The following is a 26,825-nucleotide window of genomic DNA, read 5'->3' as shown; positions in this document are numbered from 1 at the left end:
CAAACGCATCGCGGATGCCCACCGAGGCAGAACAGGAGAACGGCAACGCCGAATGCTCGAGTGGTACCTACAGGCAAAAACGCAACTGCCTGACGACCCACTAGAGATCGCCAGGCAGTGCAATTTCGGACAAGATCAACTCGCCAAAGTCCTAGATCTTGTCCCAGAAGACCACAACAACGCCGACCAGGAGACCGGTCGACCAGCCTTCTACGACAACGCTATCCCAACCGAGTACCAACACTCGATCGGCATCCGAAAAGGACCCCTGAAATAGCAAGAAGTGTGCCCAATCGGCGACACGCCGAAAAAGCACACATTTTGCTACTTAACCCACGGTTGCGCATAGTTCAGGCTCTACGACAAGCAAAAGCCCCAGGGATTTTTCACCTGGGGCTTCAGAGCTGGAGACGGGACTTGAACCCGCAACCTACGGTTTACAAGACCGTTGCGCTACCAATTGCGCCACTCCAGCAGCGACGCCGATATGCTACCTGACATCAACCCGTGATATCCAAAAGCCCTACCAAGATGCATGCTTTAGGATAAGTACCCAATTACCTCCGCCCCTTGAAGGGTTTCGCCGCGCCGTGTCCACTTTGCTGAACCGACTCAAGCACTTCCTTTCTGCCAGCTCTGGCCGAATTGCCACCATTGATGCGGCGAAAGCCGCACCACCGCCCAGCCCGCTTGCTCCCATTGATCTCACGGACCAAGCGCAAGTTGCTGGCGTCATGGATCTTGCTGCACGCATCGGCGAAGTTCTGCTTACCTCCGGCACCTCAAACTCGGATACCAAATCCCAGATCCATGCCGTGACCTCCGCCTATGGCCTGCACTACTGCCATGTGGACATCATGATGAACACCATCACGATCTTCGCGTCCATTGGCACCACCAAGAAAACCCCCGTCAGTGTTTTCCGCGTAGTCAAAGGCCTCTCCACGGACTTCTCCCGACTCTCGGAAGTGGACCGCCTGATCCGCTCCATCCAAGCAGGTGCCACTCCCCCAGAGGTTGCCGAGGCCACCCTCGATGAGCTCGCGCACCGCCCAAATGCTTATGGCCCCAAAATGGCGCTTTTTGGTTGGGGACTTATGGGTGGCGCGGTGGCCATCATGCTCGGCGGTGACGCCTTCGTCGCCGCACTGGCGTTTATTACTTCCGTGGTGATCATGGCGTGCAGTAGCTGGCTCCAAAAACACCAGCTACCTGTCTTCTTCCAAAATGTTTTTGGCGGCATTATCGCCACCGTGCCTGCGGCCATCACCTACCACCTAGCTACCCAAGTGGGCTTTAGTGTGCGCCCCAGTCAGGTCATCGCCTCAGGCATTATCGTCATGCTCGCCGGCCTTACCCTGGTGCAATCCCTCCAAGATGGCATCACCGGCGCACCGGTGACAGCCAGTGCCCGCTTCTTTGAAACCCTGCTTTTTACCGGCGCGATTGTGGCCGGTGTGGGTATTGGCATCCAGCTATCCGCACTCATGGGTATCCAACTGCCACCCCTAGAAACCGTGGCGGCCCCGAATTTCAATAGCTCCACTGCCCGTGTGATCAGTGGCGGGTTGGCGGCCGCGGGCTTCGCGATTGGTTGTTATGCGGAGTGGAGTTCCGTGGTGATCTCGGGGCTGAGCGCCATGGTGGGTTCCATCTTCTATTATTTCCTCTTTATCCCCTATGGTGCCGGCGTGGTTATTGCTTCCTCCATGGCCGCCATCATCATTGGTGCTGCCGGTGGTTTGCTGGCCCGCCGCTTCTTAATTCCGCCGCTAATTACCGCAATCTCCGGCATTACCCCGCTGCTTCCTGGTTTGACGGTGTATCGCGGAATGTATGCGGCTTTGCATGAGCAGACTCTGGTGGGCTTTACCAATATTGCTTTGGCGCTGGCGATTTCTTGTGGCTTGGCAGCTGGTGTGGTGTTGGGTGAATGGTGTGCCCGTCGGCTGCGTCGTCCTCCGACACTTAATCCCTACCGCGCTTTTCGTCGCGCGGGCCGCTATTCCTTCCGCAAAGCTCGGGAAACCGCAGCTCATACTGGGCTTAGGCGGGGACGTTTTAGCTCGCACTATCACCATCACCACCATTACGGCAGCAACTAAATTGCTGGTGGAGTAGACTAGACAGGCCGTATCCCACGTCTTCAGGAGGATCCTTGCCGCCCAAGGTAACTGACACCCGTCCTAGTGCTGAATCTTTGCACGCTGTTGAAGCGGAGACCGCTAGCGCCGCTCGCCGCATTGTCGCCACCTACGCTGATGACCTCATGGATGGCGTCACCTTGATGTGCATGTTGGGTGTAGAGCCGGAAGGCCTGATCTACCGCCACGTAGCCGCTGAACACGAGGAAGCCACCGCGGCTCCCAAGAAGCGCACCCGCAAGAAGGCAACCAAAAAGGCTGCCAAGAAGACAACCAAGAAAACTACTAAGAAGACAACCAAGAAGACGACGAAGAAGACAACTAAGAAAACGGCCAAGAAGACAACTAAGTAAGACCCTTCTCAAGAACTAAGAGCCCCTCTCTTCGAAAGCCCGCGACGTGAACAAAACTGCATGTCACGGGCTTTTTCACAGCTGTTATAGCGTCTAGGAGTCTGATCACCTCAGTGGACACCCGCGCGGACCATAGTGCAGATAGCCCCGCAGAAACCTTCCCCTTTATTGTGGTGGCCAACCGCCTGCCCGTGGATATCGTTACCCACCCAGACGGGCAACAAACCCTAAGCCCCAGCCCCGGTGGGCTGGTCACCGCTCTTTCCCCGGTCCTTCAAGAACACCACGGCTGCTGGGTGGGCTGGCCCGGGGAAATCGATGTGGAGCTCGAGCCCTTCGTCACCGAAGGTGGCGTCACCTTACACCCCATCACCTTGGATAAAACCGACTATGAGGGTTTCTACGAGGGCTTTTCCAACGCCACCTTATGGCCGCTCTACCACGACCTGATTGTCCAACCCGTTTTCGATCCGGAGTGGTGGGAGGTCTACCGCGAAGTTAATGATCGCTTCGCCCGCCAAGTCGCTGAACTCGCCGCACCCAAAGCCACGGTGTGGGTACAGGACTACCAACTGCAATTAGTCCCCGGCATCCTGCGCTTACTACGCCCGGATCTGCGCATCGGGTTCTTCCTCCACATCCCCTTCCCCGCCCCAGATATCTACCGCCAATTACCGTGGCGTGAAGAGATCCTCCGTGGGCTTTTAGGCGCAGATCTGATTGGTTTCCACCTGCTGGGCAATACAGTGAATTTCTTGCACCTAGCAGCAGCCATTACCGGGGAGAACTCTCATACTGGGCTTCCCGCCCTAGAGATCCACGGCGAAGCAGGGATCAGGGAAGCAACCGCCACCATTGATGCCCCTGATGGCCGCAAGGTAGGGGTGGGGGCTTTCCCCATCTCCATTGCTATCCCCGAAGAAGATGCCCCTACTGATGATCTTCAAACCCTGCGCACCCAGCTTGGTGATCCGGAGATTATTTTCCTTGGGGTTGATCGCCTGGACTATACGAAGGGGATTTTGCAGCGCCTCCTGGCTTTCGAAGAGCTTTTAGAAACCGGCGCGCTAGAACCTGAAGACGTGGTGTTGTTGCAGATCGCCACGCCTTCGCGGGAACGAATTGAGCAATACCGCACAGCGCGTACTCGCGTGGAGGAAGCTGTCGGCCGCATTAATGGTCGCTTCGGCCGGATTGGGCATCCGGTGGTGCACTATCAGCACAGCAGTGTGCCGCATGATCTGCTCAACCAGTACTATCGCCTGGCCGATATTATGCTGGTCACCCCCTATAAAGATGGCATGAACTTAGTGGCCAAAGAATTCGTGGCCGCCCATCCTGAAGGCGATGGTGCCCTGGTGCTCTCGGAATTCGCTGGCGCTGCAGATGAGCTCACCCAAGCACATCTCTGCAACCCCTATGATTTGGATTCCATTAAACGCCGCATGATTGATGCGGTAACAGAGCTTCGCCTCTACCCTGATCGCGCCCAAACCCGGATGCTGGCTTTATCTGAACAGGTCCGTCAGCATGATGTTCACCTCTGGGCCAATAGTTTCCTCGATTGCTTAGAGGACACAGCTGGGCGCTCGACGCTAGCCTAGATATACAACATTGATTTACAAGGAGAGACAACCCTAGTGAAGCGCACTGCCCCTATCCTCATCGTGGCCGCCTTAGCCCTCAGCGCCTGCGGCAACAATGACTCCACCCCGGCGACGGTCACCGAATCCGTGTCGGTCACCCAAACCACCACGGTCAAGGAATCCCCCACCACCGAAGCAGCTGAGACCAGCAGCGAAGCTGCACCTCAAGATGATGCCACCCCAGAAGCTGATGCGGCGATGGGTAAACTCGCCGGCCCCACCTGGCAGGTAGTGGATCTTTATCGCCACCCCGGTGAAACCAGCAATATCCCAGATTCAGTGGCCGGCAAGGTGAACCTGGTCTTCGGCGATAGCTCGCTTACCGGTAATACCGGCTGCTCGCAGATCCAAGGTCGAATTAAGTTCCTCACCAACCACCGCCCCTCCCAAGCTGATGGTGCACACCAGGTGATCTTCGAGCACATGCACTTAGATCCCCCGAGTGGTTGCGAGGGTGCCGCGCTGCATAGCCATGACGTGATGCGCGATATGCTCCACGGCAAGTACGACATTGTCTGGGAAAATGATCGTGAAGTGCTTCTGCGCCGCCCCGCTGGGGAACATGGTGTGGATGTCCCCGCCATCCGCCTGGCCCGCTAGAAGCAGCCCAAGGCGATGAATCTTAACCCACATTCCCAGATCCCCACGTTGGCTAAGGCCCGCACCTTGTTGGTGGTCTCAGATTTTGATGGCACCCTCGCAGGGTTTAATAAAGACCCCTACAATGTGCCGGTTTCCCAGCGCGGAACAGATGCGCTCACCCAACTAGCGGCCTGCCCCGATACCATTGCGGCGGTGCTTTCCGGGCGTGACCTGAAAGGCCTAGCCCGAGTCTGCCCCGAGATGCCTGGGGTGCTGCGCGTTGGCTCCCATGGCGCCGAAAACCCACTAGGTGGCGTGAGCTTGGATGCTAACCAAGAAGCTGAGCTGGCCCGCATTGAAGCGGAGCTAGAAAAGCTCCTAGAAGGCCAGGCCGGCACCTTTGTGGAATACAAGCCCTTCCAGCGCTGCGCGCATGTGATGGAGCTAGCCATGGATGATCAAGCAGCGGCTGACCAACTCATCGAGCAGGTCTTAAAAATCCCGCATGCTCAGGGCACGCACATCACCCATGGCAAGAACATTGTGGAGTTCTCCGTGGTGGATGTCACCAAGGGCACCTGGTTACGTGATGCCACGGCGCATTTCGAGGCTGATGCGGTGGTCTTTTTAGGTGATGATCGCACCGATGAGAATGGCTTTGCGGTGATGCGCAGCACCGATGTGGCGATCAAGGTCGGCGAGGGGGATACCCGCGCCGTTTATCGCCTGCCGGATATCCCGGCGGTGGGTGAGTTCCTCAGCGAACTCGCCACAGCGCGCCAGAACTAGCCCCGCCAGAACAACGCCCACCAACCCCGCTAGCTCGCTACCTGCGCGGCGGGCAGACAGTGCTCCCCGGGTGGTAGTGCGTGCGTAAAAGCTTGCGCCCACCGGGGGCCTGCACCAGGCCATCCATAATGCGCTCCGCGGGAATGGAATCGCGATTATTTTCAAACGCGATCATGTCATTAAGCATCTTGCCCGCCGCAGCGCCCTTAGCCTTATTCGGCTGAATCACGGTGCTTAAGTCCATCAGCAGCGCACGCTGCGTGCCATCAAAGCCGGTTACTGAAAGATCCTCCGGGACCTTCATGCCGCGCTCGGCGGCATACTCCAACACCCCAAAGGCCATGGAGTCGGTGGTGCACAGCACCGCCGTGGTTTCTGGGTAGTGCTCTAAGAGTTCCTTCGCCGCGGACTTCGCATTCGCGGGATCATTAATGTGCCGGGTAATCACCGGTACCGAATCCGGGTCAATGCCGGCTTCGCCGAGCACATCCAAGGCACCCAGCACGCGATCGCGTTGCACATGTAATTCCGCGTTTTCCACAATCTCGCGGGTGACCACACCATTATGGCGTTCTGCGGTGAGCCGGATCGACAAAATACCAATGTGTTTATGGCCGGCATCAATTAATGCTTGGGCGGCGGGCTTAATGGCTTCTCTATCATCAATTCCCACAAAAGCCGCATCCGGAATATCTTTAGGCTGATCCACAATAAGTGCCGGGGAATGCCGCGTCATCACGGATTTCAGGTGCGGATCATTTTCCGCCACTGAATAAATCACAAACCCATCAACCACCGCACGGTTGACAATTTGGGTGGCTTGATCAAGTTTTGCGGTGTCGGGTCCTGCGGGAATCAAACTCAAAGACACATCTGTGCCATAGGTTGATTCCGCCATTCCGGCTAGGAACTCCACACTCGCAGCATCTTCGAAGGCATAAGAGAGGTGCTCGGTTAAGACCACACCTACCGCCCCGGCGCGCCGGGTGCGCAAACTTCGCGCGGTGGGATCCGGCCCGGGGTACCCCATTTCTTCAGCGGCAGCGAGGATCTTTTGCCGGAGGGCCGCCGAGAGCTGCTCAGGTCGGTTGTAGGCATTGGATACTGTGGTTCGCGAGACTCCGAGCTGAGCTGCCACGGAGGCAAGCGTTCCACGACGTTGGCCGCGTTTTACCATATTCCGTACATTACCAGCACGTTTACTAAACTTGCCTGTCATACTATTGGCAAATTACCCCCTTAATGAGTAACTCCCCTACCTATGAGCAGTAGGTATAAGACTTCTCTTAATAAACTTCTGCACCGCTACACTATGAGGCTGTGAGCTTCTACCCCTACCCTGCGCTGTCGGCAACGCCGCCTGAAAAATCCCTCGAACGCCTTCGTGTAGGTGAGCGCAGCGCACTACTTTATAGCCCCAGCGCGCAGCCGGAACGCCTGCTTTTCTTCTTCCACGGATCCCAACAATCCGCGCAACTAGCCCGCCGCTTCACCGGTTATGCCTTCGAATATTTAGCGCAGCGCACCAACTCCGCACTCATCTATCCCAATGGGGTGCATCACCATTTCAATGATGGCCGCAGGATCCTCCCGGAGAAAACCCGCAGCCTTGGCGTAGATGATTGTGGGTTTGTTTTAGCTTTGTCCGAGATCGTGGGTAAGCGTTTCCCTTCCCTGCGGGAGAACATTGGGATGGGGTATTCCAACGGTGGTCATATGGTGATGCGAGTATGCCATCAACAACCCGGTTTCTTTTCTGCCGCGGTACTATTCGCGGCCAGTATGCCGGCGGAAAATAATCGTATTCCGGAAATGCGGGTAGATAATTATGTTCCAGTACCGGTGTTGTCTTTTCACGGCTCGCGTGATCCTTATGCCCCGTTTGGCGGAGGCGCGGTAGGAATTACACCGGAAACAGCGCGCGGCGAGTGTTTATCCGCTCTCGAAAATGCTCAATACTTTGCGCAACTTAATGGTTCCCATGGCCCCATTGTTGAGACCCCAACCCGTGCCCCGTATTTAGCGCAGTTTGATTATCAGGCGCCAGAACAGGTAGCAGATGAGGTGCGGATTCATCGCTGGGAAGCCGCGGCACCGGTGGAGTTAATTGAGGTACGCGGGATGGGGCATGTCATCCCCGGCACCACGGATCTGCCGGAGCGTTTGGGTCCGGGGTGTGTGAGTGTGAGTGCCGCGGATGAAGTGCAGCGCTTTTTAGGGCTCTAAACGGCTAGCGCTCTAGGCGCCGCTGGCGGGCGAATTCGGAGAGCACCACGCCGGCGGCGACCGAGGCGTTAAGGGAATCAACCCAGTCAGTCATGGGGATGGACATGATGACATCGCAGTTGTCGCGCACCAGGCGGGAAATGCCCTTGCCTTCAGAACCCACCACAATCACCGTGGGATCGGTGCCGCCGCGATAGGTATCAAGGGTGTGCTGGCCACCAGCATCCAAACCAACCACCTGGTAACCGGAGTTTTGGAACTCCTTGATGGTGCGGGTGAGGTTGGTGGCGCGCGCTACCGGCAGGCGTGCTGCGGTACCAGCGGAAGTACGCCAGGCCACGGCCGTCACCGAAGCAGAGCGGCGTTCCGGGATGACCACGCCATGGCCACCAAAGGCCGCCACAGAGCGGATCACCGCACCAAGGTTGCGGGGGTCGGTGATGTTATCGAGCACAACTACCAGGCCGGGTTGGCCGGAGGCTTTGATCTCGCCGATAAGGTCGTGGACATCGTGGTACTTATAGGGCGGGATTTCTAGGCCGATGCCTTGGTGCATGCCATTGCCGGTCATGCGATCAAGTTCTGCGCGTTCCACCTCGATGGTGGGGATGCCGCGGGCGGTGGCGCGCTGCACGGCTTCGTTGAGGCGATCATCATGGGCGGTGCCCAGGGCGACATAAAGCGCATTGGCGGGCACTTTGGCGTGGAGGCATTCGATGACCGGGTTGCGGCCGACGACGAGCTCATTGGTTTCTTCGCGGTGGTGGCGGCCGCTGGCGCGGCGTTGTTGTTGCTGCTTCCGCTTATAGGCGGCGTGGTAGGGGCGCTCCTCCGCTTTGGGGGTGGGGCCTTTACCGCGCAGGGAGCGACGGTTTTTGCCGCCGGTTCCCTTCACGGCGCCTTTTTTATTGGTCTTCCTTAATCCGCCGCGGCGTTTATCGTTACCAGCCATGAGTGTGTGTTTATGTCCTAAAAAGTTGTTGGTGTGGCGTTAGCCTGATGCGCTCGGTTTATGCGTTTTTGAGTGACCATTGTGGGCCATCGGGGGTGTCCGTGACCTCAATGCCGGCTTCGATGAGGCGATCGCGGATCTCATCGGCAACCGCCCAATCCTTATCGGCACGGGCTTGGGTACGACGCGCTAATTCCGCTTGTACCAACACATCCAGGGCATGGGTGTGCGCATCAGCATTGGTGTTTAAGGAATCCTGCCAGGTCAGTGGGTCAACTCCCAATACGCCGGTCATGGCACGCACCTGTGCAGCAATGTTTGCGGCCTCTTCGGTATTACCCGCAGCGATCGCGGAGTTACCGGCGCGCACCGCACTATGGATGGTTGCCAGGGCCTTGGGCACCCCGAGATCATCATCCATCGCGGCGGCGAATTCCTCGCTCCAAGTGGAAGGCTCAATGTCTTGACCAGCGGCTTTGATGACGCGGTTGAGGAAGTCCTCGATGCGGCGATACCCGGTGGCGGCTTCTTTGAGGGATTCCTCGGAATATTCCAACACGCTGCGATAATGCGCGGAGCCGAGGTAGTAGCGCAGCTCTACGGGGCGCACCATGGTCAAAATATGTGGGACGGAAAGCACATTACCTAAGGACTTGGACATCTTCTCCCCGGCCATGGTGACCCAGTGGTTGTGCATCCAATAGTTGGCGAAACCATCGCCAACGGCATGAGATTGGGCCTGTTCATTTTCATGGTGCGGGAATTGCAGGTCCAGTCCACCGCCGTGGATATCGAAGCTGCCGCCGAGATACCAGGTAGCCATGGCGGAGCATTCCAGGTGCCAGCCGGGGCGGCCATCGCCCCAGGGGGTGGGCCAGGAGGGCTCACCAGGTTTGGCGGCTTTCCATAATGCGAAGTCATGCGGGCCGCGTTTGCCGCGGTTATCGGGTTCACCTTGTTCCATTTCTTCTACGCGGTTGCCAGATAGTGAGCCATAGTCACTGCCTTGCGCATTAACCCAGGCGTTGACATCGAAGTAGACGCTGCCTTCGGAGGCATAGGCGAAGCCGGCGTCGATAAGGCGCTGCATATAGTCCACCATTTGGGTGACATGCCCGGTGGCGCGCGGTTCCACTGATGGGGGCATAACCCCGAGGATGTTATAGGCGGAGGTGAATTCGCGCTCGTAGGTGGATACCCACTCCCACCAGGGGCGGCCAGCTTCGGCGGCTTTGTTTAAGATCTTGTCATCAATGTCGGTGACATTGCGGACGAAGGCAACGTCATAGCCTTTGGCTAGTAGCCAGCGGCGCAGGATATCGAAGGCAACACCGCTGCGCACATGCCCGATATGTGGTTGTGCCTGTGGGGTGGCACCACAAAGGTAGATCGATGCGTGCCCTTCCTTGAGTGGAATGAAATCGCGCAGCGATCGGGTGGCCGTGTCATAGATGCGTAGTGTCACGGCGTTTAGTCTAGTCGGCGTAGAGACGGAGGCGCCCCGAGGTGCCCTGAGGGTGCCCCGAGGTGTCCTGAGGGCGCCCCGCAGCACCGCGGAGACCCCGTGTGGGGCGGAGGCCCTGCTGGGCCGAGTGCGTGCTGCGAGGCGGAAGCCATGGGGCGGAAGCCATGGGGCGGAAGCCTTGGGGCGGATGCCTTGGGGCGGAAGCCATGGGGCGGATGCCTTGGCGAAGGCTATTGGTTTATAGCCCTCCGAAGCCTTGCCACTCCGGCTTGTGGGTTTCAGCGAAGCGATAGTAGTCCGTGTTCGCCAGCTTCGAGGCAGCAGCCTCATCACAGATCACCGTGGCATGCTCATGCCATTGCAGCACCGAGGCCGGGCAAAAAGCACTTAAGGGGCCTTCCGCGAGTGCCTGGACCGCATCGGCTTTACCCTCCCCGGTGGCCAGCAACATCAGGTGCTTGGCCTGAGAGATGGTGCCCAGACCTTGGGTGAGCACGTGGCGAGGCACATCTTCTTCGGAATCAAAGAAGCGCGCATTATCGGCCACAGTCTGCGGGTGCAGGGTCTTAAGCCGGGTATGCGAGTTCAAAGAACTGCTGGGCTCATTAAAACCAATATGACCGTTGGTTCCTACCCCGAGGATTTGGATATCCACCCCACCGGAGTTCTTCAGCTGCTTTTCATAGTCAAGAGCTGCGGCATGCGGGTCCGGGTTAGTGCCATCGGGGCCATGCACGTCTGCATCATCAATGTCGATATGCGAGGTGAACTCACGGCGGATGGTGGAGTGGTAGCTCTGCTCATGTTCTTTGGGCAGGCCCACGTACTCATCAAGCAGGAAGGCTTGGCAGCCACGGAAGCTTAAGTTGCCGGCTTCTACCCGGAAGATGAGTTCTTTGTAGGTAGCTACCGGGGTGGAGCCGGTGGCTAAGCCAAGGACCGCGCCGGGGCGCACATGGGCGGCAAAAACATCGGCGGCGGTGCGGGCGACGGATTCTGGGGTGTCGCGAATGAGAATTTCCATGAAGAATCCTTAACTTCTGTGGGTGTGCGAGGTTGAAAGTTCAAGCAAGCTTCGGGGTCTTTACTTGCTTGGGCTTTGCTAGCGAGCTTGTTCCTGGCCGGCCACGAAAATGCGGCTGGGCTTGAGGTCTCGATCCATAAGCACAAGGTCAGCACGATAACCGGGTGCGATATCGCCGAGAGTATCGCTCTTTTGGATCACGCGCGCAGCATTGGTGGAAGTAAAACGCACCGCGGCAGGAAGATCCTCTGGGTGGCGCTGGGCATAGATGCGGAATTGATCCGCCAAGGTGGAGGTACCGCCAGCAAGCGCACCTTCGGAACCATCCTTGGTGGCTAGGCGCGCAACACCATCTTTCACCACCACATCCAAAGCACCCAGAATGTATTTGCCATCTTCAATACCGGCAGCTTCCATGGCGTCAGTAACAGCAAACACCGCATTCGGTAACGCGCGGGCCACCATATCTACGGTGCCTGGATGCAGGTGCACATTATCGCCGATGAGCTCCAGGTAGCAGTTGCCTTCGGCAGCTTGGACGATCAGCGCACCAGCAGCACCGGGGGCGCGGTGGTGGATCGGCGGCATCGCATTGAAAAGATGCGTGGCGGTGACGGTGGCACCAGCTTTCGCCGCGTACTCAATCGCCGCGAGGGTGGTTTCATAATCACCATCAGTATGCCCCAGGGAGACCAACACATTTTCTTCGGCACAGATATCAATGATCTCTTGCACGTGCGCGGTTTCCGGGGCGAAGGTCATAGAGCGCACGGTATTGCCGCTAGCTTTAATGATCTCTCGGAAAAGTTGTGGATCACCTGAGGTAATGCGATCAGGATTTTGGGCACCGCATTTACAGGGATTAACAAAGGGCCCTTCGAGGTGAATACCGGCAATCAGGCCTTCGTCCACCAAGGGCGCCAAAATGCGGACTTGGCGGGTGAGTTCTTCCGCATTACCGGACACAGTGCTGGCATATAGCGTGGTGCTGCCATGGTTGCGGTGGAAAAGCGCGGCGCGGCGGCAGTCTTCTTCACTGCCGGTGGGAAACGCGCCTTTATTTCCGCCGTGGTTGTGTAAGTCGATGAAGCCGGGAACCATGATTGGCAACGTCTCTGCCCCAGATGGGGACGAGGCGCCATCGGCACCAGCGGTGCTAGTAATAGGTTCAACGGCGGTGATGGTGTCGCCTTCAATGCTGACCCGGCAATGTCCCAGGTCCTCATGGGCGTTAATGACTCGTGCTTCGATGGTCTGCACTTCGAGAGTTTGGCTCATATCTCTCCTCTCGCTAGCCATCCTATCCCCTCGTACACAAAGACGTAAGATGTCTGATGTCAGAGTTTTTATTGCTTAAAAACCCACCTGCAGCTCAACGCAGAAAATAATCTTTTCTTCTCTCTTCACACCTTCCACCTCCCGCCCTCATCGAGTTTCTAGAAAGAGTGCGCACCGCTTATGTCTAAGACCTTCACCGGCGTCGTCCCGCCCGTCCTCACCCCCTTCACCGCCGCTGATCACCCCGAGGACCTCACCAGTTTGCCCACCATCGACCACGCGGCGCTACGCACACAAGCCCGCCGCCTGATCGACGCTGGCGTGCATGCACTTTTCGCCCTCGGGTCCTCTGCGGAAGCGGTGTTCCTCACCCGCGAACAACGCCGCGAAGTCATCGAAAGCGTTGTTGCCGAAGCCAAAGGTGAAGTCCCCGTCATCGCCGGTGTCATCGACACCGCCACCCCACGGGTCCTCCAACTGGTAGGCGACGCAGTCGAAGCCGGCGTCGATGGCCTGGTAGCTACTGCACCTTTTTATGTGCGCACGCACCCCAAAGAAATCACCGAGCATTTCCGCCGCATCCATGCGGCCGCACCAGAGTTACCGCTTTTCGCGTATAACATCCCGGTGAGCGTGCACGTCCCGCTTGCGGTCGATACCTTGATGGAGCTCGCCGCTGATGGTGTTATCGCCGGCATTAAAGATTCCGGCGGTGTCGATGGCTATACCCGCGCGGTGGTGGAGGCCCGCAATGAACGCGGCCTTGATGACTTCACCGTGCTCACCGGCTCCGAGATGACCGTGGACTTGGCTTATCTTGCCGGGGTGGATGGTGTGGTTCCTGGTTTAGGCAATGTGGATCCGGTGTCCTATGTGGAATTACACAACCTGCTTGTCCAACGCGATTTCGAAGCCGCAGCTAAGCTTCAAACCAAGATCAATAAGCTCTTCCGCATCGCCACTATTGGCGACCCGGCCCGCATGGGTGGTTCCTCTGCTGGTTTGGGTGGCTTCAAGGCCGCGTTAGTACACCTTGGGGTCTTCCCCGCTGGTGTTATGGCCCCGCCGCATCAGCCGCTGAATGATCAAGAGCTGGCGTTGATTGCCCAGATCGTTGATGAAGCACAGGTCCGCGAGCCATGAGCAACGCAGAAGACCCAGAAGGCCAACAAGCCCCACAGGGCGCCAAAGCCTCACAGGGCGCCTCCGGCACCAAGGGTGCCTGCACCCTGGCCCTCGATATTGGCGGCACCAAAATCGCCTATGGCTTCATTGATGATGCCCACCCCACCACCATCCGCCACCAAGGCACCGTCCCCAGCCAACCACCCGGCGTACTCATCGCCGACCAAGTTGATCTCGCCATCCGCCAGGCCCTAAAAAAAGCCCAACCTGCCCGCGTCGGTATTGGTGCTCCCGGTGTGGTGCGCGCTCCGGGTGGGGAAATTATCTACAACGGCGGCACCATCCCCGGCTGGGCTGGCACCGACCTCAGCGGTATCGTCCATCGCTACACCAACGCACCCGTGGCCTGCCACAATGATGTCCGTATCTGGGCCTATGGGGAACACCACCTCGGTGCCGGCAAAGATTTCCCCGACCACGCCCGCCTCCTCTACCTTTCCTTAGGCACCGGGGTGGGTGGCGCCTTCATCGTGCCCGGCGGTCAACTCGCTGTCGGCCCCACCGGTTCAGCCGGTGAGGTTTCGGAATTAGTGTGCGCGGATTGTCGCGGCATGGCTGATCGCGTAGAAAATATTGCCTCCGGACCATCGCTTGCCCGCTACTACGCCACCCTTGCCGCAGACCCCACCCACCGCGGCCGCATCCCCTGGTCAGACCCGAACGAGTGCCCCATTAGCCTCCCGGAAGTCATGGATCGCTATGACGCCGGCGATGCTCTAGCCAAACGCATTATTGAGGGCAATCTCCGCGGGCTTGGCCGCACCCTCGGGGCGCTAGCCTCCGCCCTGGATCTCAGTGGCATTGTGCTCGGCGGCGGGGTAAGCCACATCGGCACCCGCATTATCGACCCCATCGCCCACGGTCTTGAAGATGCCGCTTTAACCCCCAATAAGAACATTCCACTTGTTCCTAGCCGTCTCGGCGCCCACGCGCCGCTCATCGCCGCCGCCCAATACGCGCGCGATAATTCTCAGTAGTTTTCGCAGAAAGGAGCTCCCTTTATGAGTTTCCACTTCGCCAGTGAATCCCTCCCCGAACGCCGCCAAGAAATCATCGACTTGGTGCGCGGAAAACTCATTGTTTCCTCCCAAGCCGCCGATGGCCACGCCATGCGCAACACCACCGCGCTTACCTGCGCCGCTAAGGCCTGCGTAGATACCGGCACCCCCGCTATTCGCTGCGGTGGCTATGGTGGTGTCACCGATATCGCCGCCATCGCCGAGGCTGTCGACGTCCCCGTCTTTGGGCTTACAAAGGAAGGTTCCGAAGGCGTCTACATCACCCCCACCCGCGCCTCCATCCGCGCGGTCGCTGAAGCTGGTGCCGCGGTGGTCTGCGCGGACGCCACCGATCGCCCCCGCCCCGATGGCTCCACCTTCGCTGACCTGGTAGAAGAGGCCCATCAGGCCGGCATCCTCATCATGGCGGACTGCGGTACCCCCGAGGACGCCCAGCGCGCGCATGAAGCCGGCGCGGATATCCTCTCCACCACGCTAGCTGGCTACACCCCGGATCGCCCCAAGACTGAAGGCCCGGATCTCGACTGCATCCGCGATGCCCGCGCCCTGGTCGGCCCCGATGCTTTCCTCATCGGCGAGGGCCGTTTCCACGAGCCCGCACAGCTCCCGCTCGGCCTTAAAGCCGGCGCCGACGCCATCATTGTTGGCACCGCAATCACCGACCCAGGCTGGGTCGCCCAGCATTTCGCTGCCGCTTTGAAGTAATTATTTAGCTTTCCCGAGCCCCCTGGGGTGCGCGCAACCACACAAGCTGCACCTGCGCAGGGGCTCGGGGTATGCCGCGCCTTAATAGCGAGAATTCGGGGGATAGTGCGGGGATTCACCATGCAGCCTGCGGCCTACTACTCGCCGCAGTGGCTCATAGTGCATGCTCACCACCTTGCGATAGGCCTCTAAATCCTCAGCGGCCACAGCTCGCAAAATACCGGCATGAGAATCAATAGTCAGCTGAATATCTTCTGGGTAGCCAATACCTAGCAGCGGCAATACCGCCATATGCACCTGCCAAAAGGCATCCGATAATTCCCGCATCAGCTCGTTATCCACCACCGATAAAAGCTCGCGGTGGAAGGCCCGGTCCTCATCGGCAAAGGATTCCCCGGCGCGGTACTTGCGATCCATCTGATGCACCAGGGCTTCTAGCCGGCTAAAGTCCATGTCTCGCCAGCCTTCCATCAAAGCTGATGCCACCATCTGATCAATGGCTTCGCGCATCTCCATGACTTCCAGCAACCCATTCAGCGAGCGTTCCACGCTCAAACTAATGCGCAGCACCAACCCTTGCACCAAGGGGTCCAGCGACATTTTCCCCACAAAGGTGCCATGGCCATGGCGTACTTCCACAATGTCCAAACTGCCCAGGGTGCGCACTGCTTCTCTTAGCGAGGATCGCGAGCACTCTAACTGCTCACATAATTCCGGTTCACTAGGTAAACAATCACCGGATTCGAGTTTTTGGCGGCGAATAAAATCAATGATTCCTTCGGCGGCGCGGCCAGCAGCAGAGCTTCCCATCTCACCGGGTAGCCGGGAGGGGAAGAGGGCGTCAACAGGCAGCGGCGGACGCGCAAGGGAGTCGGATTCCAGCGCATCCGAGACTGTTTTCCCCTTTTCGGGGGGAAGCGGAGCGAGGGACATAAGGAGCTTCTCCTGGGTAGCTGCGAGAGGAAAGGCGAGTCGGAAAAGGAGCCAAGCGGGCGAACAGATCTTTCGATTACTATCCCCGAGCCTAAACCACCTTGAGTACAAAAGGTCAGGTAGCTTCCCAAAAAGCGCACCTTATCCCCATCCATATTCTGAGCATCAAGCCAGCGCGAACGCGGTTTTACTGACACTTCCCTAACCAGAATGGGTCAGGCTAGTCAAAGAGATAGAGCTATCTTTATTTAGCCCAATTATGGTCATCTTATGGTCGTGCTCACAACTTCGAAAAAACCAGTGCTGTCAGACATCAGACGTCTCAGTTATGCTGGGATCACAACCCAATAGCGTGCGCGCGTGCCCTACGCACGCCACCAGTGTGGCGCGCACTACTGCTCACCCTAGGCCTAGTCCTCACCACACGCCCCCCTTTCCCCTCACACGCTGCATTTTCACACTCACATAGAGGAGAACCCCCATGAGCCTCGGATCTGTTTCCCGACGCCAATTCCTGCGCTTAACCGGTGTCATCGCCGGTGCTGCTGGACTCAGCGCAGCGGTCGCCGCTTGCGCCCCGGATAATCCCAATAAAACAGGCGGCTCCACCGAAAGCGGTTCGGGCGCCGCAGCCGGTTCGGAAAATAAAGACGGCAGCATCAAAGCCGCCATCTCCTATGAGCTTGGCACCAATGGCTATGACCCGATGACCACCACCTCGGCACTGACCATTGCGGCTAACTGGCACACCCTTGAAGGCCTGACAGAAATGGATCCCGCCAGCGGCAAAACCTACGCCGCTTTGGCTGCGGAACTACCGAAGTCCGAAGGCACTGAGATTGATGTGAAGCTCCGCAAGGATGCCACCTTCCACAATGGTGAAAAAGTCACCGTGGAGGATGTCATCTACTCCTTCGAGCGTGTTCTCGACCCCGCTAATAAATCGCTCTACGCGTCCTTCATCCCCTTTATCGACAAGGTTGAGAAAAAGGATGATGACACCGTCACCTTCAAACTCTCCTACCCGGTGGGTGTCTTCGCTGACCGTCTCTCCGCCGTCAAAGTAGTGCCCAAGGCCGCGGTGGAAGCCAACCCCAAGGGCTTTGATGCCAACCCGGTCGGTACCGGCCCCTGGAAGATGACCGATAACGGTGGTTCCTCCAAGACCGTGAAATTCGAGCGCTTCGAGGACTACACCGGCCCCAAGCCGGCCCGCGCTAAGACTATGGAATGGCAAATCATTCCGGATTCCTCCACCCGCATCAACTCCCTGCAGTCCGGCCAAACCCAAGCCATCGACTCGGTGCCTTACCTGAATATCGATCAGCTCAAGGCCACCAACACTGTGGATTCCATCCAGGGCTTCGGCTTGCTCTTCGCCATGTTCAACTGCGATCCCGGCAACCCCTTCAATGATGTCCGCAACCGCCAAGCCTTCCTCTACGCGGTGGATATCGACAAGGTCGTGGAAACTGGGCTTTCTGGCCAAGCCTCCCCGGCTACTAGTTTCTTGCAGGAATCACACCCGAACTACCACAAGGCTGAAGTGGTCTATACCCACGATGAAGCCAAAGCCAAGGAGCTCTTCGGCCAAACCGGTTTGAAGAAGCTGCGGATGCTGTGCACCGACCATGACTGGGTCCGTAAGTGCACCCCCTTGATCCAAGAATCGCTGGGCGCCATCGGCATCGACGTGGACTTCACCGAGCGTAAATCCTCCGATGTCTACAACACCATCGACGGCAAGCCCGAAGCCTATGACGTTGTCATCGCCCCCGGTGATCCTTCCGTCTTCGGCAATGACCCGGACCTGCTGATGCGCTGGTGGTATGGCGGCGATACCTGGACCGAGACCCGTATGCACTGGAAGGGACAGGACTCCTATGAGGAGGTCCAAGAGCTCTTGGATGCTGGCCTGAAGGCCACCGATGCCACCAGCCAGCAGGACAATTGGAACCGCACCTTCGATGCGATTTCCCGCAATGTTCCGCTGTACCCGCTCTTCCACCGCAAGACGCCTTCGGCTTGGGATGCCAAGACTCTCATCGATTTCGAGCCGATCTCGCTGACCGGTCTGTCCTTCGTCGACGTGGGCACCACCCTGTCCTAAGACGTCAACCACTCTGCGGTGTGTGGCCCTAAAAAAATTTGGGGCCACACACCCACCGAAATAGCTAACCCACATACCCAACTCGCGGCGCGCGCGGGGGTGCTTCGCGTACGGACCTTCCCGCATACGCCCCTTGATGAAGCTCCCCTCTCGTAGCGCCGCTTTTGTTATTTACTAGAACTTATTCTTCATTCGTTTTCGCCCCTTTCTTTAATTAAGGAAAAGGCAGCCCATGTCCAATCTCCTGAGACTGATCGGCCGGAGACTCATCGCCTTGCCCATCATGATTCTTGGCGTGACTTTCTTGGTCTTCTTCATCATGTCCTTCAGCCCAGCGGACCCGGCCCGCTTAGCCCTTGGTGAATCCGCCTCACCAGAAGCCCTCCAGGCTTATCGCGAAGCCAATGGCCTCGATGATCCGCTGTTGGTCCGCTACGTTCGTTTCCTCGGCGGCATGATCCACGGTGACCTAGGAACCACCTCGGGTAATACCCCGGTCACAGAAGCGGTCGCCAAAGCATTCCCCATTACCCTCCAACTCACCTTCTGGGGGCTGCTCATCGCGGTAGTGCTTGCCGTGGTGCTCGGCGTTATCGCCGCCCTCTACCGCGACCGCTGGCCCGACCAGCTCATCCGCGTTATCTCCATCGCCGCTCTGGCTACCCCTTCCTTCTGGTTAGCTATCTTGCTGATCCAGTGGTTAGGTACCGTCCCCGGGGGCTGGTGGGCGTTCCCCGCGTTGGTTGCGCACTGGGTGCCGCTCTCAGAAAACCCCGCGGTCTACTTCAATAACATTGCCCTTCCCGCCTTCGCTCTAGGTGTGCCGGTGGCTGGTTCCCTAGCCCGCGTGGTGCGCACCGCCATGGTCGAAGAGCTCGATAAAGACTACGTGCGTACCGCCATTGGTGCAGGTATCCCCAAACGCGAAGTCATTTCCCGCAATGTGTTGCGCAATGCACTGATCACCCCCATTACTGTGCTTGGTCTTCGCGTTGGCTACCTCATGGGTGGCGCGGTGATCATCGAGATCATCTTCAATATCCAGGCGATGGGTCAACTCATCTTGGATGGCGTCCAACGCAATGACGTCTTCCTCGTCCAAGGTGTCACCCTGACCGTCGCCATCGCCTTCATCATCGTGAATATCGCGGTCGACATGCTCTACGTGCTGGTCAACCCGCGGATCAGGAGCATCTGATGAGACGCAACCTCACCGAGAAACTAGAAAACCGTGCCGGCGGGCGCTTCCACGGACTCAAAGCCCTCCCGCTGGCCTCCAAAATTGCGCTCGGCGTCATCGCCATCGTGGTGCTCGCCGCGATCTTCGCCCCACTTATTTCCCCCTACTCCCCACTGCAATCCGGGGTACCAGTCCAACCACCTAGTAGTGAACACCTCTTCGGCACCGATGCCATTGGCCGCGATATTTTCTCCCGCGTGGTCTACGGTGCCCGCTACTCACTGGTCATTGGTCTTTGTGCCACCGGTGCGGCACTGCTTGCCGCCGCGGTGCTAGGTTCCATTGCCGCTACTGGCGGTAAGGCCGTATCCGAAGTGTTGATGCGCATCCTAGATGTCATCATGTCCTTCCCCGGCATCGCCCTGGCCGCAGTCTTCGTCGCCGTTTTCGGCAACTCGCTTCCAGTCTTGGTCTTTGCCATTGGCTTCCTGTACATCCCACAGCTTTCCCGCGTGGTGCGTGCCAATGTGCTCGGACAATTCGGCGAAGACTATGTCTCTGCCTCCCGGGTCATGGGCGCATCCACCGCCTATATCCTCATCAAACAAGTCGCCCGCAACTGCATCGCCCCCATCGCGGTGTTCGCCACCGTCTTGGTTGCCGATGCCATTGTCTTTGAGGCCTCACTGTCCTTCATCTCCGCTGGTGTGAAACCCCCGGAGCCTTCCTGGGGCAATATCCTGGCTGATGGTAAACAGCTTCTGCTAAGCGGCATTTGGTGGCCTACCTTCTTCCCGGGTCTGATGATCCTCATTACGGTGCTCTGCCTCAATATCCTTTCTGAAGGCCTCACCGACGCTTTGGCTGCCCCAGCAAAACGCTCCAGCGCCAAACCAGTTGATGATCACCGCAATGCCGAAGTCGATACCGGCGGCGCGCTAGGTGTGCTTTCTGCCGAAGAAGCCCAGGCCACCTTGGATCACTCACTAGTCACCTTGCGGGAACATGAAGTTGCCGGCGATTATCGCCAAAAGTTCACCGGTGATCCCACCCCACTTATTGAGGTCAAAAACCTCTCCATTTCCTTCCCCGAAGCCCACGGTGATGTCCGCATTGTCGATAATGTGTCTTTCTCCGTTGCCCCGGGTGAAACCCTTGGCCTGGTCGGTGAATCCGGTTGCGGTAAATCCATTACCGCCATGTCCATCATGGGGCTGCTGCCACCGAGCGCCAAGATCGAAGGCGAGATCATCTATGACGGCAAAAACCTCCTAGAGCTCAGCCCCGAGGAACATAATGCGCTGCGCGGTCATGACATCGCCATGATCTACCAAGACGCTCTTTCCGCGCTGAACCCCTCCATGCTCATTCGCTCGCAGATGAAGCAGCTCACCCGCCGCGGTGGTAAACGCAGCGCCGAGGAGCTCCTCGAACTCGTTGGCCTGGATCCGGTACGCACGCTGCAAAGCTACCCGCATGAGCTTTCCGGTGGTCAACGCCAGCGCGTGCTCATCGCCATGGCGCTTACCCGCAATCCGCGGCTACTCATCGCGGATGAGCCCACCACCGCCCTGGATGTCACCGTCCAAAAGCAGGTCATTGATCTGCTCACGGAATTGCGTGACAAGCTGGGCTTCGCCATGATCTTCGTTTCCCACGACCTCGCACTCGTGGCCCGCCTCGTGCACCGCATCACCGTCATGTACGCCGGCCAGGTGGTCGAACAAGCCTCCACCCGCGAGCTGCTTACCGATCCCCGCCATGAATACACCCGTGGCCTGCTCGGTTCGGTGCTCTCCATTGAGGCTGGGGCAGATCGCCTCTACCAGGTGCCCGGCACAGTGCCCAGTCCGCGTGAATTCGTTACTGGTGATCGCTTCGCCCCGCGTTCCCAACACTTCATGGTCGGCGCGGATGAACGACCCATCATGCGCCATATCGAAGGCACTACGCACTCCTATGCGGCCACCGATGCGCTGCTCAAAGAGATCGGAGAAAAGAAATGACAACTCCGGCAACCAACCCAAACAACCCAAGCACTCCAACCAACGCGGCCGTAGACGTCCCGGTGGTGGAATTGCGCGGCGTGAATGTCATCCACAAAACCCGCACTGGTTCGCTGTTTAAACCAGACACGGTGCACGCCAACCGCGATATCAACTTCACCGCGTACCGCGATGATGTCCACGGCATTGTGGGTGAATCCGGCTGCGGTAAATCCACTCTCGCGCGCGTCATGGTGGGGCTCCAAAAACCCACCAGTGGCGAGGTCTTCTTCAAAGGCGCACCGCTCAAAAACCGCGGCGCCCAACGCAAGGCGCTTGGCGAGGCGGTCTCCGTGGTCTTCCAGGACCCCGCCACCTCCCTCAACCCGCGCATGAGCGTGCATGATCAGCTCCTCGACCCCCTGAAGGTTCACGGTTGGGGCGAGAACGCCGAGGCCCGCGAACGCCGCGTCCGCGAACTCATTTCACTGGTTGGTCTCCCGCAGTCCGCACTCCAAGTGCTGCCGCGGGAAATCTCCGGCGGTCAACGCCAACGCGTGGCCATTGCGCGTGCACTCACCCTCGGTCCGGACCTCATTATTGCTGATGAGCCCACCTCCGCCCTCGACGTCTCCGTCCGCGCGCAGGTGCTCAACTTGCTGCTGGACCTCAAAAAAGAGTTCGGCTTGGGCTTGGTGTTCATCTCCCATGACATCAACACGGTGCGTTATGTGTCCGATCGCATCTCGGTGATGCTCAAGGGCGAAATTATTGAAGAAAAACCTACCGAGGAACTCTTCACCCACGCCGAGCAAGACTACACCCGCACCCTGCTGGCGGCCACTCCCTCCCTACTTGAGGGTTAAACCCCACCCAAGATCCTGGCCTCCGCAACGCGGTCGCCAGGATTTTGCTTTCCCCGAGACCCGCCGCTTCCGCAAGCAAGAATTATCTGCTGCCCCCAAAAATAAAGCTCTACCGCGCCTTCTTCTTTTTAAGGCGCGAGTAGAGCTTTATCTCACCTCGGTTGCGGGAAAATTCTTATGCCGCGGTGACCTCCTCACCATCAGCGAAGATACGGTGCGGCAGCAAGGTATCTTCATCCAAGATCAACACATCCGCGGGATAATCCACCGCCAGATAGCCATAGTCCTTATCCATGCCAATGCAGCGGGCAGCATGGGAAGTTGCGGCCGCGATAGCAGTCGATAGATCCACACCTACCTGGTGCACCGCATTAGCCACTGCTCTATCCATGGTCAGCGTGGAACCAGCCAAAGAATCACCCTCAGCTAGGCGGGCAACCCCGTCTTTTACCACTACTTCTAGTTGGCCCAGCATGTAGTGGCCATCCGGGTTACAGGTGGCAGACATGGCATCAGTTACCAACACCACGCGCTCTGGTGCTTCCACAAAGAGCGAACGCACTACCTGCGGGTGTACGTGAATGCCATCATTAATGATTTCCAGCCACACCCGTTCATCCCTCAAGGAGGCGATGACGGGGCCTGGGGCGCGGTGGTGGATCCCATTCATGCCATTAAAGGCGTGCGTTAATTGGGTTGCGCCACGATTAAAGGCTTCCCGTGCGGTCTCATAGTCGCAGCTAGTATGCCCAACCGCGGCCACCACACCTTGTTTGGCCAAAAGTTCTACTGATTCCAAACCGCCCTTCTTTTCTGGGGCGAGGGTCATTTGCACCACGGTGCCTTCACCGGCATCAATCAGGCGCTGCACATTTTCCGGCGTGGGGTCTTTGAGTTCCTTTTCCGGGTGTGCACCTTTATGCCCCACATCTAAGAAGGGGCCCTCTGGGTGCAGACCGAGTACGCGGGGGTTGTTGCGTACCAATTCAGCTGCCTCATGCAGGCGCTTTTCCATAATGTCTAGAGAATCGGTGACGAAGGAAAGCACGCAGCGTGTGGTGCCATGCTGAGCATGCTCAGCCAGTGCCTTTAGTGCTGCTTCCGGGCCATCGTCATAGGCAACGCCGCCACCGCCGTGGTGGTGGACGTCGATATAGCCGGGTACCACCGGAGCGCCTTGGGCGTCGATAATTTCTGTGTTTTCTTTGGGCCACGTATCTGCTTCGGCAACATTGCCTACATGCGTAATACGGTTTCCTTCGAAACGGAGGGCGGCGTCGCGCTGTACTCCGCCGATATTGCCGTTATAGAGGGTGGCGTTGGTGATGATGGTTGCGGTGGGTGTCTTAGTCATGTTGGTGACAACCATGCCTTTCGACATTTGAGTTAAGGAATAGATGTCTCAGAGCAGAGCGTGCAGCTGGGCACGCCCTGCGTGGATATCTTCCTTTTCAGTGTTATTTCCGCTCGCCGGTGTGAGCGGTGTGTCCTTCGGCGTCGACGCTAATGACGGTGTAGCCGCGGCGGGTGACGGTGTCTCGCCACTGTTTATCTACGCCAGAGTCGGTGACAATAGCGTCAACTGTTTCTACGCCGCCGAGAGTGGAAAATGATCGGCGACCAAACTTGGTGTGATCAGCGACGATAATCGTTTTATCGGCGCGGGTGGACATGAGTCGGTTGGTAGAGGCTTCGAACTCATCAACAGTGCCGGGCCCATTTTCATCAATGCCATTAGCCCCTAAGAAGGCCACATCAATGCTCAGTTGGTTCAAAATGGCTTGGGTAAATGGTCCGGTGAGTTCATAGGAGGTGCCATTGAGCACTCCGCCGATCAACACGATCTTCATATTCACCGCATTGGCCAGGGCATAGGCAATATCCACAGCGTTGGTCACCACGGTGACCATCGGTTGGCTGGGGTGTGCATCCACCTGTTGTTGTTCGCTAGCCCAGGTGGCAATGGCTCCGGCAAGGGTTCCCACGGTGGAACCACCGGAAAGCCCCACAACGATGCCGGGATAAAGGTAGCTCAGGCAATGCCGGGCAATGAGGTTCTTTTCTGCGGCTTGTTCAGTGGAACGCAATTTTGGTGCGGCGTCGTACACCGGGGTGGCGCGTAAAGCCCCACCGCGGGTACGTCGGGCTACTCCCTGTTCCTCTAGTGCGTCTAAGTCGCGACGAGCAGTAGCTGGCGAGATGGTTAGTTCTTCTACCAGTTGTTCCACGGACACGGAGCCTTCAACGGCGAGCATTTCGGCGATGACATTCAGCCGTTCACTGCGCATCACGATGTGCTCCTTCTACTGCGCTACCGGGCTGGGCGGCGCATCTGTTCCGTTGGGTGTTGGGGTGTCCTACCCGGGAAACCCCGCTATATCGATAGTAGGGCCGCCCGTTATTTATACAACTCGCAGCGTCCTTCCCTGCGTGCTTTCAACGAGGAAAGAAATCGCCGTGGCCAGCAATGATGATTTTTTCCAGAATCTGGAATCAGATGATCTCACGACTAGACAATCCGTTTATTCATCCTACACAGCGCTGAAAACGCCGATGAGTCGCTCTGCTTCCTGAGACAAGGCCTCGCGGCCTGCCCTGATGTATTTACGGGAATCAGTGACTTCCGGGTTTTCTGCCAGATACTCGCGGATAGCGCGGGTGAAGAACCCGTTGAGGTGAGTCGATACATTAATCTTCGTCATCCCCGCGGCGATACCGCGTTGGATTTCTGCATCCGGAACACCGGAGGATCCGTGGAGTACCAGCGGCACTCCGGCGGCTTCCTTGAGTTTCCCAATGAGCTCCAGGTCCAAGCTGGCAGTGCGTGATTGCATGGCGTGTTCGCTACCAACAGCAACGGCCAGGAGGTCTACCCCGGTGTCAACAACGAATTGGCGTGCTTCTTCGGGATCCGTGCGCACACCTGGGGTGTGGGCACCTTTGCCGCCAATCTCACCGAGTTCTGCTTCCACTGTGGCGCCGCGGGTGTGGGCATATTCCACTACTTCGCGGGTATTGGCAATATTTTCTGGTACTGCCAGGGTGGAGCCGTCATACATGACCGAATTGCATCCCAGGTCAATGGCGGCTTTGGCGAGTTCGACGGATTCGCAGTGGTCCAGGTGCACGGCGATCTGTGCATCGGTGTTATCGGCCAGGGCGAGCATCGCTTTGGCGATGGGTTCGAGTTGGTCGTTGTGGTAGCGCACGCAATTGTGGCTCAGTTGGAGGATCAGTGGCTTGCCGGCACGTTCAGCTGCGGCTACCAGGGCTTCGGCGGTTTCGAGGTGGATGACATTGAAGGCTGCTGCGCCTACGTTGCGGGAGGCGGCGTCGTGCACAATATCAAGGCTGCTGGTTCTGGTCATGGCTGCGAGGGTTCTCCTTCGTGACGCAGAGAAAGTTGGGGGTTTGAAGACAAGGTGTTGGGTGTCGCTAGCTGCGGTTTTCTAGGACGACGTCTTCGTGGAGTTCGGGCCAAGATGCATCAATGGCGCCGGCAACATCCACCAGCACCGCGGCCGCCGACCAGGCCACGGCGCGGGTGAGCGTGTCTTTCGCCGGGAGTTGATCAAGGAACCCACATGCCAAGGCGGCGACCATGGCATCACCAGCGCCGGTGGGGTTACCGCGTAGCGGCGTGGGGAGTTTGGCGTGCAGGTGGTGGTCTTCGTCGATGAGGACAACCCCATCGGGACCTTGGGACACAACCACCATGCGGGCACCTTCAGCAAGGAGGCGGCGGGCGCCGTTGAGGAGGTCGTTGTCGCCAGTGGTTTCGGCTAGTTCGGCAACATTGGGTTTGACTACTGCCCCAAGGCGGCAAGCTTCTAGTAGGAGCGGGCCGGCGCAGTCCACGATGACCTCGCTGATATTCGCTTTACGGGCTGCGGCGATCAGCAAGCGCAGGGTGTCTGCTTCGGTGCCGGGGGGCCAGGACCCGGAGATGCTTAAGACGGATCCGGGTTCCGCTTCGGCGATGCTGCGGATCTGTTGGGCGAGGTCTTCCCACACCTTCGCGGGGTGTTCCTGGCCGCGTTCATTGATGATGACGGTTTCATTGTTCGCGGTGGTGTGGATAGCGAAGGTTTCGCGCAGGGGCACTGGGGTGTCGCTGAGTGCATTGTGGAGGAACTCTGGATTGCCCAGGTCGGCTAGCTGTGGGTGGTCACTAGTGCGCACTGGCCCCGCCATGAATGCTGCGTAGCCTTGGCTGGCGGCTACGCGCGCCACATTCACCCCCTTGCCGCCGAATACGCGGCGAGCAGCATCAATGCGGTGAGTTGCTTCTGGGATGAGCTTGTCGAGGGTGATGGTGACGTCCCGTGCGGGGTTGGGGGTCACCGCAATCAGGGCACTCATTGTGGGGATGTTGTCCTTTCT

Annotated in this window: 23 protein-coding genes, 1 tRNA gene and 1 pseudogene; 14 read left to right on the top strand and 11 right to left on the bottom strand. The window is 58.2% G+C overall.

The genetic code is table 11. The features are described 5' to 3' along the window. Positions 1-277, top strand: a pseudogene (locus BMZ01_RS06910) (IS1249 family transposase); the annotation flags it as partial. 125 nt (positions 278-402) lie between these two features. Here the strand turns inward: BMZ01_RS06910 and BMZ01_RS06905 are convergent. Then, a tRNA-Thr gene (locus BMZ01_RS06905) sits at positions 403-475 on the bottom strand. Positions 476-590: 115 nt separating this feature from the next. Here BMZ01_RS06905 and thrE point away from each other — a divergent pair. From thrE to otsB, 5 genes are all read left to right on the top strand, one after another. Beyond that, positions 591-2,105, top strand: a complete 1,515-nt coding sequence (gene thrE, locus BMZ01_RS06900) for a threonine/serine exporter ThrE (RefSeq protein ID WP_092285827.1) — start codon at positions 591-593, stop codon at positions 2,103-2,105. A 53-nt stretch (positions 2,106-2,158) separates the two neighbouring features. Next, positions 2,159-2,497: a hypothetical protein gene (locus tag BMZ01_RS06895; RefSeq protein WP_092285825.1), complete on the top strand. Its 339-nt coding sequence runs from the start codon at positions 2,159-2,161 to the stop codon at positions 2,495-2,497. Positions 2,498-2,610: 113 nt separating this feature from the next. Continuing rightward, on the top strand, positions 2,611-4,101 hold the full coding sequence (locus tag BMZ01_RS06890; RefSeq protein ID WP_092285823.1) for an alpha,alpha-trehalose-phosphate synthase (UDP-forming): 1,491 nt from the start codon (positions 2,611-2,613) through the stop codon (positions 4,099-4,101). A gap of 36 nt (positions 4,102-4,137) precedes the next feature. After that, complete coding sequence (locus tag BMZ01_RS06885; protein ID WP_092285821.1) at positions 4,138-4,743, top strand: fimbrillin family protein; 606 nt, start codon at positions 4,138-4,140, stop codon at positions 4,741-4,743. A 15-nt stretch (positions 4,744-4,758) separates the two neighbouring features. Then, positions 4,759-5,514 carry a trehalose-phosphatase gene (otsB, locus tag BMZ01_RS06880; protein ID WP_092285819.1) on the top strand — a complete coding sequence of 252 codons (756 nt, stop codon included), beginning with the start codon at positions 4,759-4,761 and terminating at the stop codon, positions 5,512-5,514. 37 nt (positions 5,515-5,551) lie between these two features. Here the strand turns inward: otsB and BMZ01_RS06875 are convergent, their stop codons facing one another. After that, the gene (locus BMZ01_RS06875) at positions 5,552-6,691 is read right to left on the bottom strand and encodes a LacI family DNA-binding transcriptional regulator (protein ID WP_092285843.1); all 1,140 of its coding nucleotides are present in this window, start codon (positions 6,689-6,691) and stop codon (positions 5,552-5,554) included. 143 nt (positions 6,692-6,834) lie between these two features. Here BMZ01_RS06875 and BMZ01_RS06870 point away from each other — a divergent pair, with 143 nt between their 5' ends. Then, positions 6,835-7,740, top strand: a complete 906-nt coding sequence (locus tag BMZ01_RS06870) for a CE1 family esterase (RefSeq protein ID WP_092285817.1) — start codon at positions 6,835-6,837, stop codon at positions 7,738-7,740. Positions 7,741-7,744: 4 nt separating this feature from the next. Here the strand turns inward: BMZ01_RS06870 and rlmB are convergent, their stop codons facing one another. From rlmB to BMZ01_RS06850, 4 genes are all read right to left on the bottom strand, one after another. Next, on the bottom strand, positions 7,745-8,692 hold the full coding sequence (rlmB, locus tag BMZ01_RS06865) for a 23S rRNA (guanosine(2251)-2'-O)-methyltransferase RlmB (RefSeq protein ID WP_092285815.1): 948 nt from the start codon (positions 8,690-8,692) through the stop codon (positions 7,745-7,747). Between the two features lie 58 nt (positions 8,693-8,750). Next, complete coding sequence (gene cysS, locus BMZ01_RS06860) at positions 8,751-10,157, bottom strand: cysteine--tRNA ligase (protein ID WP_092285813.1); 1,407 nt, start codon at positions 10,155-10,157, stop codon at positions 8,751-8,753. A 238-nt stretch (positions 10,158-10,395) separates the two neighbouring features. Beyond that, positions 10,396-11,181 (bottom strand): glucosamine-6-phosphate deaminase, encoded by a 786-nt coding sequence (gene nagB, locus BMZ01_RS06855; protein ID WP_092285811.1) that lies wholly within the window; start codon positions 11,179-11,181, stop codon positions 10,396-10,398. A 78-nt stretch (positions 11,182-11,259) separates the two neighbouring features. Continuing rightward, entirely contained in the window at positions 11,260-12,459 is a 1,200-nt protein-coding gene (locus tag BMZ01_RS06850) for an N-acetylglucosamine-6-phosphate deacetylase (protein ID WP_223845906.1), read from the bottom strand. A gap of 180 nt (positions 12,460-12,639) precedes the next feature. Here BMZ01_RS06850 and BMZ01_RS06845 point away from each other — a divergent pair, with 180 nt between their 5' ends. The 3 genes from BMZ01_RS06845 to BMZ01_RS06835 are packed head-to-tail and all read left to right on the top strand — an operon-like array spanning position 12,640 to position 15,368. After that, positions 12,640-13,602, top strand: a complete 963-nt coding sequence (locus BMZ01_RS06845; RefSeq protein WP_092285809.1) for a dihydrodipicolinate synthase family protein — start codon at positions 12,640-12,642, stop codon at positions 13,600-13,602. After that, on the top strand, positions 13,599-14,621 hold the full coding sequence (locus BMZ01_RS06840) for an ROK family protein (protein ID WP_092285807.1): 1,023 nt from the start codon (positions 13,599-13,601) through the stop codon (positions 14,619-14,621). Before BMZ01_RS06845 ends, BMZ01_RS06840 begins: the two co-directional genes overlap by 4 nt. 24 nt (positions 14,622-14,645) lie before the next feature. Then, entirely contained in the window at positions 14,646-15,368 is a 723-nt protein-coding gene (locus BMZ01_RS06835) for a putative N-acetylmannosamine-6-phosphate 2-epimerase (RefSeq protein WP_092285805.1), read from the top strand. An 81-nt stretch (positions 15,369-15,449) separates the two neighbouring features. Here the strand turns inward: BMZ01_RS06835 and BMZ01_RS06830 are convergent, their stop codons facing one another. After that, on the bottom strand, positions 15,450-16,301 hold the full coding sequence (locus tag BMZ01_RS06830; RefSeq protein WP_223845905.1) for a FadR/GntR family transcriptional regulator: 852 nt from the start codon (positions 16,299-16,301) through the stop codon (positions 15,450-15,452). A gap of 481 nt (positions 16,302-16,782) precedes the next feature. Between BMZ01_RS06830 and BMZ01_RS06825 the strand changes: the two genes are divergently transcribed. The 4 genes from BMZ01_RS06825 (at position 16,783) to BMZ01_RS06810 (ending at position 22,442) form a co-directional block, all read left to right on the top strand. Further along, positions 16,783-18,411, top strand: a complete 1,629-nt coding sequence (locus tag BMZ01_RS06825) for an ABC transporter substrate-binding protein (RefSeq protein ID WP_092285803.1) — start codon at positions 16,783-16,785, stop codon at positions 18,409-18,411. Between the two features lie 232 nt (positions 18,412-18,643). Next, the gene (locus BMZ01_RS06820) at positions 18,644-19,609 is read left to right on the top strand and encodes an ABC transporter permease (protein ID WP_092285801.1); all 966 of its coding nucleotides are present in this window, start codon (positions 18,644-18,646) and stop codon (positions 19,607-19,609) included. After that, positions 19,609-21,597 carry a dipeptide/oligopeptide/nickel ABC transporter permease/ATP-binding protein gene (locus BMZ01_RS06815; protein WP_092285799.1) on the top strand — a complete coding sequence of 663 codons (1,989 nt, stop codon included), beginning with the start codon at positions 19,609-19,611 and terminating at the stop codon, positions 21,595-21,597. Before BMZ01_RS06820 ends, BMZ01_RS06815 begins: the two co-directional genes overlap by 1 nt. Further along, complete coding sequence (locus BMZ01_RS06810; protein ID WP_092285797.1) at positions 21,594-22,442, top strand: ABC transporter ATP-binding protein; 849 nt, start codon at positions 21,594-21,596, stop codon at positions 22,440-22,442. Before BMZ01_RS06815 ends, BMZ01_RS06810 begins: the two co-directional genes overlap by 4 nt. 175 nt (positions 22,443-22,617) lie before the next feature. Here BMZ01_RS06810 and nagA read toward each other — a convergent pair whose 3' ends face one another. From nagA to BMZ01_RS06790, 4 genes are all read right to left on the bottom strand, one after another. Continuing rightward, positions 22,618-23,796: an N-acetylglucosamine-6-phosphate deacetylase gene (nagA, locus tag BMZ01_RS06805; RefSeq protein ID WP_092285795.1), complete on the bottom strand. Its 1,179-nt coding sequence runs from the start codon at positions 23,794-23,796 to the stop codon at positions 22,618-22,620. Positions 23,797-23,899: 103 nt separating this feature from the next. After that, complete coding sequence (locus tag BMZ01_RS06800; protein ID WP_092285793.1) at positions 23,900-24,730, bottom strand: DeoR/GlpR family DNA-binding transcription regulator; 831 nt, start codon at positions 24,728-24,730, stop codon at positions 23,900-23,902. Between the two features lie 243 nt (positions 24,731-24,973). Then, complete coding sequence (locus tag BMZ01_RS06795; protein WP_092285791.1) at positions 24,974-25,810, bottom strand: class II fructose-bisphosphate aldolase; 837 nt, start codon at positions 25,808-25,810, stop codon at positions 24,974-24,976. Positions 25,811-25,877: 67 nt separating this feature from the next. Then, positions 25,878-26,804 (bottom strand): 1-phosphofructokinase family hexose kinase, encoded by a 927-nt coding sequence (locus BMZ01_RS06790; protein ID WP_092285789.1) that lies wholly within the window; start codon positions 26,802-26,804, stop codon positions 25,878-25,880. Positions 26,805-26,825 lie beyond the last annotated feature (21 nt).

It is taken from the genome of Corynebacterium spheniscorum (genome assembly GCF_900113445.1).
In the GTDB taxonomy this organism is placed as follows: Bacteria; Actinomycetota; Actinomycetes; order Mycobacteriales; family Mycobacteriaceae; genus Corynebacterium; species Corynebacterium spheniscorum.
This window is presented reverse-complemented; position numbering and strand designations above follow the sequence as displayed.

What these genes read in the sequence shown, in the direction of transcription:
- otsB (WP_092285819.1), top strand. Translation starts at nt 4,759, where the DNA reads ATGAATCTTAACCCACATTCCCAGATCCCCACGTTGGCTAAGGCCCGC.
- BMZ01_RS06875 (WP_092285843.1), bottom strand. Translation starts at nt 6,691, where the DNA reads ATGGTAAAACGCGGCCAACGTCGTGGAACGCTTGCCTCCGTGGCAGCT.
- rlmB (WP_092285815.1), bottom strand. Translation starts at nt 8,692, where the DNA reads ATGGCTGGTAACGATAAACGCCGCGGCGGATTAAGGAAGACCAATAAA.
- nagB (WP_092285811.1), bottom strand. Translation starts at nt 11,181, where the DNA reads ATGGAAATTCTCATTCGCGACACCCCAGAATCCGTCGCCCGCACCGCC.
- BMZ01_RS06850 (WP_223845906.1), bottom strand. Translation starts at nt 12,459, where the DNA reads ATGAGCCAAACTCTCGAAGTGCAGACCATCGAAGCACGAGTCATTAAC.
- BMZ01_RS06845 (WP_092285809.1), top strand. Translation starts at nt 12,640, where the DNA reads ATGTCTAAGACCTTCACCGGCGTCGTCCCGCCCGTCCTCACCCCCTTC.
- BMZ01_RS06840 (WP_092285807.1), top strand. Translation starts at nt 13,599, where the DNA reads ATGAGCAACGCAGAAGACCCAGAAGGCCAACAAGCCCCACAGGGCGCC.
- BMZ01_RS06835 (WP_092285805.1), top strand. Translation starts at nt 14,646, where the DNA reads ATGAGTTTCCACTTCGCCAGTGAATCCCTCCCCGAACGCCGCCAAGAA.
- BMZ01_RS06830 (WP_223845905.1), bottom strand. Translation starts at nt 16,301, where the DNA reads ATGTCCCTCGCTCCGCTTCCCCCCGAAAAGGGGAAAACAGTCTCGGAT.
- BMZ01_RS06825 (WP_092285803.1), top strand. Translation starts at nt 16,783, where the DNA reads ATGAGCCTCGGATCTGTTTCCCGACGCCAATTCCTGCGCTTAACCGGT.
- BMZ01_RS06820 (WP_092285801.1), top strand. Translation starts at nt 18,644, where the DNA reads ATGTCCAATCTCCTGAGACTGATCGGCCGGAGACTCATCGCCTTGCCC.
- BMZ01_RS06815 (WP_092285799.1), top strand. Translation starts at nt 19,609, where the DNA reads ATGAGACGCAACCTCACCGAGAAACTAGAAAACCGTGCCGGCGGGCGC.
- BMZ01_RS06810 (WP_092285797.1), top strand. Translation starts at nt 21,594, where the DNA reads ATGACAACTCCGGCAACCAACCCAAACAACCCAAGCACTCCAACCAAC.
- nagA (WP_092285795.1), bottom strand. Translation starts at nt 23,796, where the DNA reads ATGACTAAGACACCCACCGCAACCATCATCACCAACGCCACCCTCTAT.
- BMZ01_RS06800 (WP_092285793.1), bottom strand. Translation starts at nt 24,730, where the DNA reads ATGCGCAGTGAACGGCTGAATGTCATCGCCGAAATGCTCGCCGTTGAA.
- BMZ01_RS06795 (WP_092285791.1), bottom strand. Translation starts at nt 25,810, where the DNA reads ATGACCAGAACCAGCAGCCTTGATATTGTGCACGACGCCGCCTCCCGC.
- BMZ01_RS06790 (WP_092285789.1), bottom strand. Translation starts at nt 26,804, where the DNA reads ATGAGTGCCCTGATTGCGGTGACCCCCAACCCCGCACGGGACGTCACC.